The 12,738-nt window shown below is 71.2% G+C and carries 12 protein-coding genes and 1 pseudogene; 7 read left to right on the top strand and 6 right to left on the bottom strand.

Annotation, left to right across the window (positions count from 1 at the left end; genetic code table 11):
• Nucleotides 1-21 precede the first annotated feature (21 nt).
• The 7 genes from cysC (at nt 22) to ABT171_RS36060 (ending at nt 6,613) form a co-directional block, all read left to right on the top strand.
• Nucleotides 22-558 (top strand): adenylyl-sulfate kinase, encoded by a 537-nt coding sequence (gene cysC / locus ABT171_RS36090; RefSeq protein ID WP_351250638.1) that lies wholly within the window; start codon nt 22-24, stop codon nt 556-558.
• On the top strand, nt 555-1,499 hold the full coding sequence (gene cysD / locus ABT171_RS36085; protein ID WP_351250637.1) for a sulfate adenylyltransferase subunit CysD: 945 nt from the start codon (nt 555-557) through the stop codon (nt 1,497-1,499). Before cysC ends, cysD begins: the two co-directional genes overlap by 4 nt.
• A 2-nt stretch (nt 1,500-1,501) precedes the next feature.
• Nucleotides 1,502-2,836 carry a sulfate adenylyltransferase subunit 1 gene (locus ABT171_RS36080; protein ID WP_351250636.1) on the top strand — a complete coding sequence of 445 codons (1,335 nt, stop codon included), beginning with the start codon at nt 1,502-1,504 and terminating at the stop codon, nt 2,834-2,836.
• 235 nt (nt 2,837-3,071) lie between these two features.
• Entirely contained in the window at nt 3,072-4,181 is a 1,110-nt protein-coding gene (locus tag ABT171_RS36075; protein WP_351250635.1) for an aliphatic sulfonate ABC transporter substrate-binding protein, read from the top strand.
• Nucleotides 4,182-4,193: 12 nt separating this feature from the next.
• Nucleotides 4,194-4,997, top strand: a complete 804-nt coding sequence (locus ABT171_RS36070) for an ABC transporter ATP-binding protein (RefSeq protein ID WP_351250634.1) — start codon at nt 4,194-4,196, stop codon at nt 4,995-4,997.
• Complete coding sequence (locus tag ABT171_RS36065; protein WP_351250633.1) at nt 4,984-5,874, top strand: ABC transporter permease; 891 nt, start codon at nt 4,984-4,986, stop codon at nt 5,872-5,874. The genes ABT171_RS36070 and ABT171_RS36065 overlap by 14 nt, the downstream gene beginning before the upstream one ends.
• A gap of 1 nt (nt 5,875) precedes the next feature.
• Nucleotides 5,876-6,613, top strand: coding sequence for a sirohydrochlorin chelatase (locus ABT171_RS36060; RefSeq protein WP_351250632.1), 738 nt, complete (start codon nt 5,876-5,878; stop codon nt 6,611-6,613).
• Nucleotides 6,614-6,696: 83 nt separating this feature from the next.
• On the opposite strand, the gene ABT171_RS36055 is transcribed toward ABT171_RS36060, so the two are convergent.
• The 6 genes and pseudogenes from ABT171_RS36055 to ABT171_RS36030 form a co-directional block, all read right to left on the bottom strand.
• A complete protein-coding gene (locus ABT171_RS36055) occupies nt 6,697-7,020 on the bottom strand; it encodes a hypothetical protein (protein ID WP_351250631.1) in 324 nt (107 codons plus the stop codon).
• 611 nt (nt 7,021-7,631) lie between these two features.
• Nucleotides 7,632-8,273 (bottom strand): mycothiol-dependent nitroreductase Rv2466c family protein, encoded by a 642-nt coding sequence (locus tag ABT171_RS36050; protein ID WP_351250630.1) that lies wholly within the window; start codon nt 8,271-8,273, stop codon nt 7,632-7,634.
• Between the two features lie 55 nt (nt 8,274-8,328).
• A complete protein-coding gene (locus ABT171_RS36045; protein ID WP_351250629.1) occupies nt 8,329-9,339 on the bottom strand; it encodes a ketopantoate reductase family protein in 1,011 nt (336 codons plus the stop codon).
• A 31-nt stretch (nt 9,340-9,370) separates the two neighbouring features.
• Nucleotides 9,371-9,922, bottom strand: a complete 552-nt coding sequence (locus ABT171_RS36040) for a DUF1697 domain-containing protein (RefSeq protein WP_351250628.1) — start codon at nt 9,920-9,922, stop codon at nt 9,371-9,373.
• A 263-nt stretch (nt 9,923-10,185) separates the two neighbouring features.
• Nucleotides 10,186-11,431 (bottom strand): annotated as a pseudogene (mgt, locus tag ABT171_RS36035) (macrolide-inactivating glycosyltransferase).
• A gap of 21 nt (nt 11,432-11,452) precedes the next feature.
• The gene (locus ABT171_RS36030) at nt 11,453-12,730 is read right to left on the bottom strand and encodes an ABC transporter substrate-binding protein (RefSeq protein WP_351250626.1); all 1,278 of its coding nucleotides are present in this window, start codon (nt 12,728-12,730) and stop codon (nt 11,453-11,455) included.
• Between the last annotated feature and the right edge of the window lie 8 nt (nt 12,731-12,738).

The raw sequence follows: 12,738 nt of genomic DNA, 5'->3' as shown, positions 1-12,738 counted from the left end.
GACTCGACCCAGGAGAACCACGTGACCACCGGAGCCACCGTCTGGCTCACGGGTCTGCCGAGTGCCGGCAAGACCACCATCGCGTACGAGCTGGCCGGCCGGCTGCGCGGAGAGGGCCACCGCGTCGAGGTGCTCGACGGGGACGAGATCCGCGAGTTCATCTCGGCGGGCCTCGGCTTCTCCCGCGAGGACCGGCACACCAACGTGCAGCGCATCGGCTTCGTCGCCGAACTGCTGGCCCGCAACGGCGTCAAGGCGCTGGTGCCGGTGATCGCGCCGTACGCGGACAGCCGGGAGGCGGTGCGCAAGCGGCACGAGGAGAACGGGACGCCGTACCTGGAGATCCATGTGGCGACCCCGGTCGAGGTGTGCAGCGTGCGCGATGTGAAGGGGCTGTACGCCAAGCAGGCCGCGGGCGACCTCAAGGGGCTGACCGGGGTCGACGACCCGTACGAGGAGCCCGAGACACCTGATCTGCGGATCGAGTCGCAGCACCAGACCGTGCAGGAGTCCGCGGCGTCGGTGTACGCGCTGCTGAGCGAGAGGGGACTGGCATGACGACCGTCGCCGAGGCCGCGACGGGCGGCGAGGGTACGGAGAGCCCGTACGCCCTGTCGCACCTGGACGCGCTGGAGTCCGAGGCGGTGCACATCTTCCGTGAGGTGGCGGGTGAGTTCGAGAACCCGGTGATCCTGTTCTCGGGTGGCAAGGACTCCATCGTCATGCTGCACCTGGCGCTGAAGGCGTTCGCGCCGGCGTCCGTGCCGTTCTCGCTGCTGCATGTGGACACCGGACACAACTTCCCGGAGGTTCTTGAGTACCGGGACCGTGTGGTCGCAGCCCATGGGCTGCGCCTCCATGTGGCATCCGTCCAGGACTACATCGACCGGGGTGTGCTCAAGGAGCGTGCCGACGGCACCCGCAACCCGCTGCAGACCCTCCCCCTGACGGAGCGGATCCAGAGCGAGCGGTTCGACGCGGTCTTCGGCGGCGGGCGCCGGGACGAGGAGAAGGCCCGTGCCAAGGAGCGGGTGTTCTCGCTGCGGGACGAGTTCTCCCAGTGGGACCCGCGCCGCCAGCGCCCGGAGCTGTGGAACCTGTACAACGGCCGTCACGCCCCCGGTGAGCACGTCCGGGTCTTCCCGCTGTCGAACTGGACCGAGCTGGACGTGTGGCAGTACATCGAGCGTGAGGGCATCGAGCTGCCGCGGATCTACTTCGCGCACGAGCGTGAGGTGTTCCGGCGGGGCGGTATGTGGCTGACGGCCGGCGAGTGGGGCGGCCCTCGCGAGAACGAGACCGTGGAGAAGCGCCTGGTGCGCTACCGCACGGTCGGTGACATGTCCTGCACCGGTGCCGTCGACTCCGACGCCACCACGCTGGACGCCGTGATCGCCGAAATCGCCGCCTCCCGGCTGACCGAGCGCGGGGCGACCCGCGCCGACGACAAGCTCTCCGAGGCCGCGATGGAAGACCGCAAGCGCGAGGGGTACTTCTAAGCATGAGCACGACCACGACCGAGGCGCTCTCGGCCACCACGCTGCTGCGCTTCGCCACCGCCGGCTCCGTCGACGACGGCAAGTCCACGCTCGTCGGACGGCTGCTGCACGACTCCAAGTCGGTCCTGGCCGACCAGCTGGAGGCCGTGGAGCGGGCTTCCGCGAGCCGCGGCCAGGACGGCCCCGACCTCGCGCTGCTCACCGACGGCCTGCGCGCCGAGCGGGAGCAGGGCATCACCATCGATGTCGCCTACCGCTACTTCGCCACGCCCCGGCGCCGGTTCATCCTCGCGGACACGCCCGGCCATGTGCAGTACACGCGCAACATGGTCACCGGTGCGTCGACGGCCGAGCTGACCGTGATCCTCGTCGACGCCCGCAACGGCGTGGTCGAGCAGACCCGCCGGCACGCGGCGATCGCGGCCCTGCTGCGGGTCCCGCACGTCGTGCTCGCGGTCAACAAGATGGACCTGGTCGGGTACGAGGAGGCGGTGTTCGCCGCGATCGCCGAGGAGTTCACGGCGTACGCGACCGAGCTGGGCGTGCCCGAGGTCACCGCGATCCCGATCTCGGCGCTGGCCGGTGACAACGTGGTGGAACCGTCCGCGACCATGGACTGGTACGGCGGCCCGACCGTCCTGGAACACCTGGAAACCGTGCCCGTCAGCCACGACCTGGCCCACTGCCACGCCCGGCTGCCGGTGCAGTACGTGATCCGGCCGCAGAGCGCCGAGCACCCGGACTACCGGGGTTACGCGGGCCAGATCGCCGCCGGTACCTTCCGGGTCGGCGACGAGGTCACGGTCCTTCCCTCCGGGCGGACCACGCGGATCTCCGGCATCGACCTGCTGGGCGAGCCGGTGGACGTGGCGTGGACGACCCAGTCGGTGACGCTGCTGCTCGAAGACGACATCGACATCTCACGCGGCGACCTGATCGTGCCGGCGAAGGACGCGCCGGCCACCACGCAGGACGTGGAGGCCACCGTCTGCCATGTGGCCGACGAGCCGCTGACCGTCGGCCACCGGGTGCTGCTCAAGCACGGCACCCGCACCGTCAAGGCGATCGTGAAGGACATCCCGTCCCGGCTGACCCTGGACGACCTGTCCCTGCACCCGCATCCGGGACAGCTCGTCGCCAACGACATCGGCCGCGTGAAGATCCGTACCGCCGAGCCGCTCCCCGTCGACTCCTACGCCGACTCGCGGCGCACCGGCTCCTTCATCCTGATCGACCCGTCCGACGGCACCACCCTGACCGCGGGCATGGTCGGCGAGTCGTTCGCCTCCCCGGAACCGGTCAAGGACGCGTCCGAAGACGACGGCTGGGACTTCTGAGCATGAGGACGACCGACGTCTATTCGACGTTCGCGAAGGAGGGCGGCCGCATCGGCAGCGGCTCCCTCGGCAGCGGGCAGGGCGGAGTGGCGCGATGTGTGCGGTGACGTACGCGCACCGCTCGCGCGCCCTCACCCCCCACCCGACGTCCCGGAAGCGACGAAGACCCTTTGCCGAACTCCCGGCCACGGCCTGAGAGACCGTGACCGCCGGGCCAACGAGAGGAAACCCTCCCGTGCCTGCCAACCGCTCGAAGCTGTTCCGTCGCGGCATAGCCGCGCTCGCCGCACTCCCCCTGCTCACTCTCGCAGCCTGCGGCTACGGGTCCGACTCCAAGAACGACGACACCGCCAAGATCGCGGCCGGGGCCAAGAAGATCGACGGGCTGGACTCCGTCAAGATCGGCTACTTCGGGAACCTGACGCACGCCACCGCCCTGGTCGGCAACCAGAAGGGCTTCTTCCAGAAGGAACTGGGCGCCACCGAGGCCAAGTACCAGATCTTCAACGCGGGCCCGTCCGAGATCGAGGCCCTCAACTCGGGCTCGATCGACATCGGCTGGATCGGCCCCTCCCCGGCGATCAACGGTTACACCAAGTCCGACGGCAAGAGCCTGCGCATCATCGGTGGTTCGGCCTCCGGTGGCGTCAAGCTGGTCGTCGACCCGAAGAAGATCAAGTCCCTGAAGGACGTCAAGGGCAAGAAGATCGCCACCCCGCAGCTCGGCAACACGCAGGACGTGGCGTTCCTCAACTGGGCGGCCTCGCAGGGCTGGAAGGTCGACGCGCAGAGCGGCAAGGGCGACGTCTCGGTCGTCCGCACCGACAACAAGGTGACTCCGGACGCCTTCAAGTCCGGTTCCGTCGACGGCGCCTGGGTGCCGGAGCCGACCGCGTCCAAGCTGGTCGCCGAGGGCGGCAAGGTGCTGCTGGACGAGTCGGCGCTGTGGCCGGGCAAGAAGTTCGTGATCACCAACATCATCGTGCGGCAGGCCTTCCTCAAGGAGCACCCGAAGGCGGTCGAGGCCGTGCTGAAGGCCTCGGTCGAGGCCACCAAGTGGATCAACGCCAACCCGGACCAGGCGAAGGCGGTGGCCAACAAGCAGCTGGCGGCCGACTCCGGCAAGGCGCTGCCGGCGAAGGTCCTGGACCCGGCCTGGAAGTCCATCCAGTTCACCGACGACCCGCTGGCCGCCACCCTCCACACCGAGGCACAGCACGCCGTGAAGGCCGGGCTGCTGGAGAACCCGAAGCTGGACGGGATCTACGACCTCACCCTCCTGAACAAGGTCCTCAAGGCCGAAGGTGAACGCACCGTCGGCGACGCCGGGCTCGGCGTCAAGTAACCCCCGTAGCCGATGAGTTCCCAGGAGGTGACGACCATGGCCACGACCTTCGCCAAGGCCGCCGAGTCGGTCGAGCACGCGGCGCGCATCGAACACGTCTCGAAGTCCTTCGCGGGACCCGCTGGGCAGCAGCTCGTCCTGGACGACATCAGTCTCGATGTCGCTCCGGGGGAGTTCGTCACCCTCCTGGGGGCCTCGGGCTGCGGCAAGTCCACGCTGCTGAACCTGGTGGCCGGGCTGGACCGGCCCTCGTCCGGCAGCATCACGACCGACGGGCGTCCGGCCCTGATGTTCCAGGAGCACGCCCTCTTCCCGTGGCTGACCGCGGGCAAGAACATCGAACTCGCCCTGAAGCTCGGCGGCGTCGCGAAGAACGAGCGGCGCGGCCGGGCCGAGGAACTGCTCGAACTCGTCCGGCTCCAGGGCGCGTACGGCAAGCGGGTGCACGAGCTGTCCGGGGGTATGCGCCAGCGTGTCGCCATGGCCCGCGCGCTGGCCCAGGACAGCCGGCTGCTGCTGATGGACGAGCCGTTCGCGGCGCTGGACGCGATCACCCGCGACCTGCTGCACGACGAACTGACCCGGATCTGGGCGGAGACGGGCCTGTCGGTGCTGTTCGTGACGCACAACGTGCGCGAGGCGGTGCGGCTCGCGCAGCGCGTCGTGCTGCTGTCCTCCCGCCCGGGCCGGGTGGCCCGGGAGTGGCAGGTGGACATTCCGCAGCCGCGGCGCATCGAGGACGCGCCGGTCGCCGAACTGTCCCTGGAGATCACTGAAGTCCTGCGTGGGGAGATCCGCCGCCATGGCCAGCACTGACACGACCAAGGCCGTCCTGGAGGACGCCGCGAGCGTCGAGGCGGGCCTGGACGCCCTGGAGGCCGGTGTCGTCGGCCGGACCTCGTTCCGGCAGACGCTCGGCAAGAAGATCCTGCCTCCGGTCGTCGCCGCCCTGGTGGTGCTGGCGGTGTGGCAGGCGCTGATCTCCTTCAAGATCGTCTCCGATCCGACGAAGCTGCCCTCCCCTGCCGACGTGGGCAACGAGTTCAAGGACGCCTGGCTGCAGGGCAAGCTGCTCGGCTATATCTGGACCAGCGTCTCGCGGGGTCTGCTGGGCTTCCTGTTCGCGCTGGCCATCGGCACTCCGCTGGGGCTGCTGGTGGCCCGGGTGAGGTTCGTGCGCGCCGCGATCGGCCCGGTGCTGTCCGGTCTGCAGTCGCTGCCGTCGGTGGCGTGGGTGCCGCCGGCCGTGATCTGGCTGGGCCTGAACAACTCGATGATGTACGCGGTGATCCTGCTCGGCGCCGTCCCCTCCATCGCCAACGGCCTGGTGTCCGGCATCGACCAGGTGCCGCCGCTGTTCCTGCGCGCCGGCCGCACCATGGGGGCCACGGGGCTGAAGGGCGCCTGGCACATCGTCCTGCCGGCCGCGCTGCCGGGCTATCTGGCGGGTCTGAAGCAGGGCTGGGCGTTCTCCTGGCGTTCACTGATGGCCGCGGAGATCATCGCCTCCTCGCCCGACCTGGGCATCGGCCTGGGCGCCCTGCTGGAGAACGGCCGCAACGCCAGCTCCATGTCCATGGTGTTCGAGGCGATCTTCCTCATCCTGTTCGTCGGCATCGCCATCGACCTGCTGATCTTCAGCCCGCTGGAGCGGTGGGTGCTGCGCAGCCGCGGCCTGCTGGTGAAGGGCTGAGATGAGCGCCCCGGTCCTTCTCGTCATCGCTCACGGCAGCCGCGATCCGCGGCACGCGGCGACCGTGCACGCCCTGGTGGAGCGGGTGCGGTCGCAGCGGCCGGGGCTGCGCGTGGAGACCGGGTTCCTCGACTTCAACGTGCCGTCCGTGCACGGCACGCTGGAGTCGCTCGCGGCGGAGGGCGTGCGGGACGTGGTCGCTCTGCCGCTGCTGCTGACGTGCGCGTTCCACGCCAAGGCCGACATCCCGGCCGTGCTGCGGGACGCGCCGCCGCGCCTCAGGATCCGGCAGGCGGACGTGCTCGGTCCGTCGCCGCTGCTGCTGGACGCGCTGGAACGGCGGCTGTACGAGGCTGGGCTGACACCCGCCGACAAGTCCTCGACCGGGGTCGTCCTGGCCTCGGCGGGGTCCTCGGACCCGGAGGCGATCGCAGTGATCGCCGACATCGCGCGGGAGTGGTGGCACACCGGTTGGTGCGCCGTGCGACCTGCGTTCGCCTCCGCATCCCTTCCGCGCACCGAGGACGCGGTCGCCGAACTGCGCGCCCTCGGCTGCGAGCGGGTCGCCGTCGCGCCGTACGTCCTGGCCCCCGGCTTCCTGCCGGACCGTATCGCGCGGGGCGCGGCCGGGGCCGACGTGCTGGCCGACGTGCTGGGCCCGGCGCCCGAGGTGGCGCGGGTGCTGCTGGAACGCTACGACGCGGCCTGCCGACCGGCACTGGCGGCACTGGGCGCCTGACCGTTCCGGCCGGCCACCGCGTCAGCCGGTGCCCTCGCGGCCCGGTCAGGCGTGGGCGGCCTCGGCGGCGGGGCTGCGGCCGGTCACAGGCCGAGCGCCTGGGTGAGCTGCCGGGTGAAGGTGAGGCTGCCGGTGCCGGCCCCCGCCGTGACGGCGACGGTCTCCAACGCGGTGCGGATCCGCCCTCGGTTGGGCGGAAGGCCGTCCTCGGCGGACAGCGCCAGCTCGGCCTGGATGCTCTCCCCGCACCGCGCCAGCCCCGGGTACTCGGCGCGCAGTGCCTCGGTGAGCCGCTCGGCGACGGCCATGAGGGTCTCCAGGTCGGGTGTGCCGTTCGCGGTGTCGATACGGCCGTAGTCGCCGAAGCTGGCCGGGCCGTTGAGGTTTCCGAAGTTGTAGGTGCTCATGTCCTGTCCTCGCTCGTGGCCCGAACGGGCCCTCGGGGGTGGGGCGTTGGCCCTGAACGGCCGAAGATGCCGGGACCTCCGACGTTACCGATGTTGGGGGTCCGCGCACGGCCGAGGGCGGGGAGCCGGTTCCTCATCCGTGACCCCCGCGGTCCGCAGACGCTCTCCAGGTGGCATGACACCCGGATGTCCGGATCGATGACGTCCGAAAATCGCCACCCGTCCGGGTGACCCGTGTTCGTTGACCAGGTGCCCGGACGCCGGGGTGGAGCGAGGTCGGCACGGGCCCGGCGAGCGCCGCGCCGGCGTCGCGGGCGATGCCGTCCCCGCGGTACCGCGGCAGCACCGCCCATGGTCCGCCCATCGCGCTCATACGTCCCCCTCCGGCCGTCAGCGCGCTTCACCCTAGGGACAACCCCGCGGGTTTGTCGCGAGGTTCGGCGACCACGGGCCCTGGGGGACGTGAGCGTGGTAGAGGCCGCCGGGTCCGGCGTTCCCCTGTGACGTCGGACCGCGGCGGCTCTTCGTTCTGCGCCGGTCGCGGCCCCTGCGTCACACCCTCGGCGAACACCTCGGGCAGGAGGGGCGTTTATCGGCCACAGTGCTTCCCGTCAGTCGAAGCGGAGCGAGCCGGTGCGGGTGCGCTTGAGTTCGAAGAGGTCGGGGTGGCGGGCCAGCACCCGGAAGCTGTCGAAGAGTTCGGCCGCCTCGGCGCCGCGCGGCACGGCGCGCAGCACGGGCCCGAACCACACCGTCCCGTCGATGTGGAGGGTCGGTGTCCCCACGTAGCCGCCCGAGTCGGGTTCGGCGCCGGCCGTGTGACTGCGGCGCACCTCGTCGTCGTACGACGGGTCGTGGGCGGCGGCCGACAGCTCGGCGGGCAGCCCGAGTTCGTCCAGCGCCTCGGTGATCACCTGGTCGAAGTCCTCGATGCCGCGTTCGTGGATCCGGGTGCCGAACGCGGTGTACAGGTCGCGCAGCACCTTCGTGCCATGCGCTTCGGCGGCGGCCACGGCGACCCGCACCGGGCCGATGGAGCGGTCCACCAAGTCCCGGTACCAGTCGGGCAGTTCGTTGCCCGTGTTGTGCAGGTACAGGCTCATCACCCGGAACCGGAGGTCGAGCGGGCGCAGGCGCTCGACCTCCAGCAGCCAGCGGGAGGTGATCCAGGCGAAGGGGCAGGCCGGGTCGAAGAAGAAGTCGATCCGGGTCGGGGCGGGCTCGGTGGCAGTGGCAGTGGCGCGGTACGTCATGGTGGCGACGCTAGTCCCCCATTGGGGTACTGTCCCGACCCAATCGTCCCCTTGATCAGTGGTCCAATTCCCCGTCCGCCAGACGGACCAGGTCGGCGAGCGGCATCGATCCGGCGGCCCGGCGCTCCCGTGCGAACCGGTTGGCGAGCCGCTGGAGCAGTTCGTTCAGCGGGGTCGGTACGCCGTGCAGCCGGCCCAGCAGGACGATCTCCCCGTTGAGGTAGTCGGCCTCGATGGTGCCGGTGCCCCGGGCGAGGGACTGCCAGGACGAACCGCCGCCGCGTGGCGCCCCCTCCAGTGGCACGAGGGTGACCTTGTCGGCGCGGGCCGCGCGCTCCTCCTCGGTGTCCGTGTACGCGATCCCGGCGGCGTCGAGGACGGCCGCGCCCTCGGCACGCACGCGCGCGTACAGCGCCCGGGCGGGCTCCGTGTCGCGGGTTCCGGTCAGCGCCTCGATGGCGTTGCTGAGGTTCGCGAGCAGCTTGCCGTACTGCCAGCGGGCCACGTCGGGCACGACCGGCGCCTCGAAGCGGGCGTCCGCCAGGTCGGCGGCGATCCGGCGGGCGGTGTCGTCGGTGCCGTGCGGAAGGCGGCCGAGGTGCAGGACGCCGGTGAGCGGGCTGCCGGCGGCGGAGACGACGCCGGGCTCCTCGAAGCCCGAGGGCAGCCAGACGCAGACGCCGTACACCCGCCGGAAGCGGCGCAGGGCCAGTCGTCCGCTCTCCACGCCGTTCTGGAGGCATACCAGCGGCAGCCGTTCGGCCGCCGTGCCGCCGCCGGCGACGGGCGCCTCGGCCCAGCTCTCCAGGGCGGCCATGGTGTCCTGCGTCTTCACGGCGAGGAGGAGGACGTCGTCGGCGCGCAGCTCACCGAGCGGGCGGGGCCCCTCGACGGCGGGCAGCCGGTACGTCAGCTCCCCTTCGGGGAGCCGCAGTCGCAGCCCGTGCTCGTCCAGTGCCGCCAGATGCTTGCCGCGTGCCACGAGGACGACCTCACGCCCGGCCTGGGCCAGCCGCCCTCCGACGGTCCCGCCGACCGCTCCCGCCCCGATGATGATGTAGCGCATGGACCAGACCCTCGCACACCCGCCTCAGGGATCACACGCCCGGAGCCGTCAGCTCGACCAGCTTGAGCACGGTGTTCCAGTTCCGGCTCGTCGCGATCAGGTCCTTGGTCAGGCGCGGGCGGGACAGCGCCTCGGCGAGTCTGGAGCGGCCGAGGCCCTCGGGGGCGTACAGGTACAGGCAGCGGTCGCCGAGCCGGAACTCCTCGGGCAGGTACGCGGCGGCGTCGATGTCCGCGTAGCGGTCCGGGGTGACCGGTGCGGAGAAGTAGGTGACGTGCAGCTGCCTGGGCTCCAGGTCGGCGGCCGGGAACGGGCAGGCCTCGGCGACCGCCTTCAGATAGGCGTGGTCGCGCACGAGCACGTCGACCGGGAAACCGAACCGTTCCTCGATCGCCCGGCTCAACTCCGCCGCGAGCGCGTCCTCGTCGCCGTGGCCGGCCGTGAAGACGGCCTGGCCGCTCTGCAGATGGGTCCGCACACCGGTGTGGCCGAGGCCGCTCAGCAGCGCACGGAGGTCGGCCATGGGCACCTTCTTGCTGCCACCGACGTTGATTCCGCGCAACAGCGCCGCGTAGGTCGTCATCCGGCCACCCTAGAGCGGCCGTCGTGCCCCGTGGGGGCGGGCACGACGGCCGGGCCCGCGCGGGGCGGGTCTGCGCGAAACTTTCGCCGATCACCGGGCGCCGGATCAACCTCTACACGCACCTGTGACTTGTTCAACAAAATTTCGTCATCACAAACCGCCGCGCTGACGGCGGAACGGACAGCCCATGTCCTCCTTCCGGCGCGACGGTCATCCGCGGGGCGCGGCGCTCCCGGCGCCGAAAGAACGCGGGAGCACGTGAGCTACGCCCCCGGCCGCCCCGGCAGTTCGGCCTCGATGAGGTCCGCCGCACGCGGCGTACCGCCCTCCTCGGCCATCTCCGCCTGGATCTCCTTCAGACGGCGGGCCACCTCCGTGTCGTATACGAGGGCGAGCGCGGCCTCGCGGAGTCGCTCACCGTTGGCTTCCTCGGTGTCCAGCCGACGAGCGACGCCGAGCCCCTGAAGCATGTCGGCGTTGCCGAACTGGTCGACGGCCTGCGGGACGGCGATCATCGGCGTGGCGGTGGCCAGCCCCTCCTGGCTGCCGCCCGCGCCGGCGTGCGTGACGAACAGGTCGGCCTGCCGGAGGATCGCCAACTGCGGCACCCAGCTGTGCACTTCCACGTTGTCCGGGACAGCGCCCAGTTCGTCGCGGGCCACATGCCGGCCGATCTGGAGGACCAGGTGCCAGCCGGGCAGGTCGCCGAAGGCGCGCACGCACTCGCGGTAGAACGCGGGCCGCTTGGTGAAGGCCGAGCCCAGCGACACCAGCACGACCTTCTCGGCGCCGGCCGGCCGCTGCCAGTCGCCCTGGTCGGCGCGGTCACCCTGGCAGGCGCCGACGAAGGTGTGCACCCGTTCGTCGACGCGGTCGGCGTGCGGCTGCAGCGCCCTCGGGATGAGGACGATCGAGCGGGCCGGGCCGACGAAGGAGTCCGGGTGCCGGCTGATCCCGTTCTCCGTCAGCCAGGCCTCGAAGCGCGCGTAGTAGGCCTGTCCGCGCTCGGTCTTCCTCGGCTCGGCCCACAGCGGCTCAAAGATCTCCTCCTGGTACCCCTCCCAGGCGACGAGGTTCGGCGAGAGGGAGACCGCCGGGACGCCCCAGCGGTGGGCGAGCACCCGCGCCGGGTAGGAAGCGATGTCGTGCAGGACCAGGTCGGGCTCGTCGCCGGCGTAGGCCTCGATGAGCTGCGGGAGCGCCTGGATCGCGTCGGCCAGGAACGGCTCCACGTTGTCCAGCAGGGTGGTTCCCCAGTCCTCCGGGTCGGCGTCGGGTCCGGGCAGGGTCGAGGTGTACGGCACGGGCCGGGCCCCGGTGGCGGCCACCTTCTCGGCGAACACCGGCGGGACGGCGTACGTGACCCGGTGACCCCGGGCGACGAGCTCGCGGATCACCTCCAGGCTGGGGTTCACGTGGCCGTGCGCGGCGATGGAGAACATGGCGATGTGGGCGGGAGCTGTCATGGCAGAGACACTAGGCGAGACGAGACGTCTCGTTCAAAGCAATTTCCTGGTCGGTGGTCCGCGCTCAGCGCTGATAGCGGGCCAGCACCAGGTTGCCGTCCTCGACGAGGCGTCTGCGCAGCTCGCTGAGGCCGATCTCGCCGCTGTAGTACTCCTGGAAGGCCGGCGTGGCCACCTTGTCCTTCCACTCGGGGTAGCCGCGGACGGACGGGGCGGGCGCCGGGCTCAGGTGGCCCGCCAGAGCCGTGCCGGTCGCCCAGCCGTTCTCCGCGGTGTGCAGGGCGGGGTCCTTCAGCGCCTGGGTGCCGGTGGGCAGCATCCAGTCGCCGAGCGCGAGGCGGACCATGTTCCTGGGCCGCAACAGGAAGCCGAGGAACGCGGCGGCCTCCTTCTTGTGCGGGCAGTCCGCGGCGACGGACAGGGTCTGCGGGCTGACGCCCTGGGTGAGTCCGGCGGCGCCCGCGGGAGAGGGCAGCACCTCCCAGCGGAAGCCCTTCGGCGCCTGCTGCACGATCTGCTGGCGGTAGGAGAAGCCCAGCGGGACCATCGCGTACCGGCCGCCGAAGAAGCCGGGCAGGGTGTCCGAGCCGCCGCTGCCCAGCGTCGAGGCGGGGGCGCTGTGGTCGACGGCGACCTGGTCGTGGACCGTGCTCGGTACGACCGCGTCGCCGGAGGCGAAGCGCACGGTCACCCTGCCGTCCGCGTCCCGGTGGAAGAGCCGGCCGCCCGTCGACAGGGAGAGGTTCAGCGTGGCGGAGACGGGTTCCTTCAGCGGCCAGGCCACGCCGTATGTGCCGGGCCCGCTGAGCTTTCTGGCCACCTCCCGGAACTCCGTCCAGCTCCAGGGGCGTTCGGGGGTCGGTATGCGCACCTTCGCCGAGCGCAGTCGGGCGGCGTTGGCGATCAGCACCCGGGGTTCCTGGAGGAAGGGCACGCCGTAGACGCCGTGTCCGAAGGTGGTCGTGCCCCAACTCGCCTTCGGGATGTCGGCCTTGAGGCGGGCCGGCAGCAGATCGGTCAGGTCGGCGAGGTAGCCGCCGTAGGCGAAGTCGGCCAGGTCGTCGGAGGAGTCGTGGATGATGTCCGGTGCCTCGCCGCCCTCGAAGGAGGTGAGCAGCTGGTCGTGGACGCTGTCCCAGCTTCCTTGAATGTATTCGACCTTGACGCCGGGATGTGTCGCGTTCCACTCCTTCACCAGGGCCCTGTTGGCGGTGACGGACTCCTGCTGCCAGGCGAGGGACTGGAAGCGCAGGGTGATCGGGCCGCCGTCGCGGTGGGCCGGTGACGAGCAGCCCGCGAGCAGCAGCAGGACGCCGAGGAGTGCGACGGTCACGCGGGTCATGCGGGTCC

It is taken from the genome of Streptomyces sp. NPDC001851, from assembly GCF_040297165.1.
Taxonomy (GTDB): Bacteria; Actinomycetota; Actinomycetes; order Streptomycetales; family Streptomycetaceae; genus Streptomyces.
Note: the sequence above shows the minus strand (reverse complement) of the source record. Positions and strands in the feature narration are given on the sequence as shown.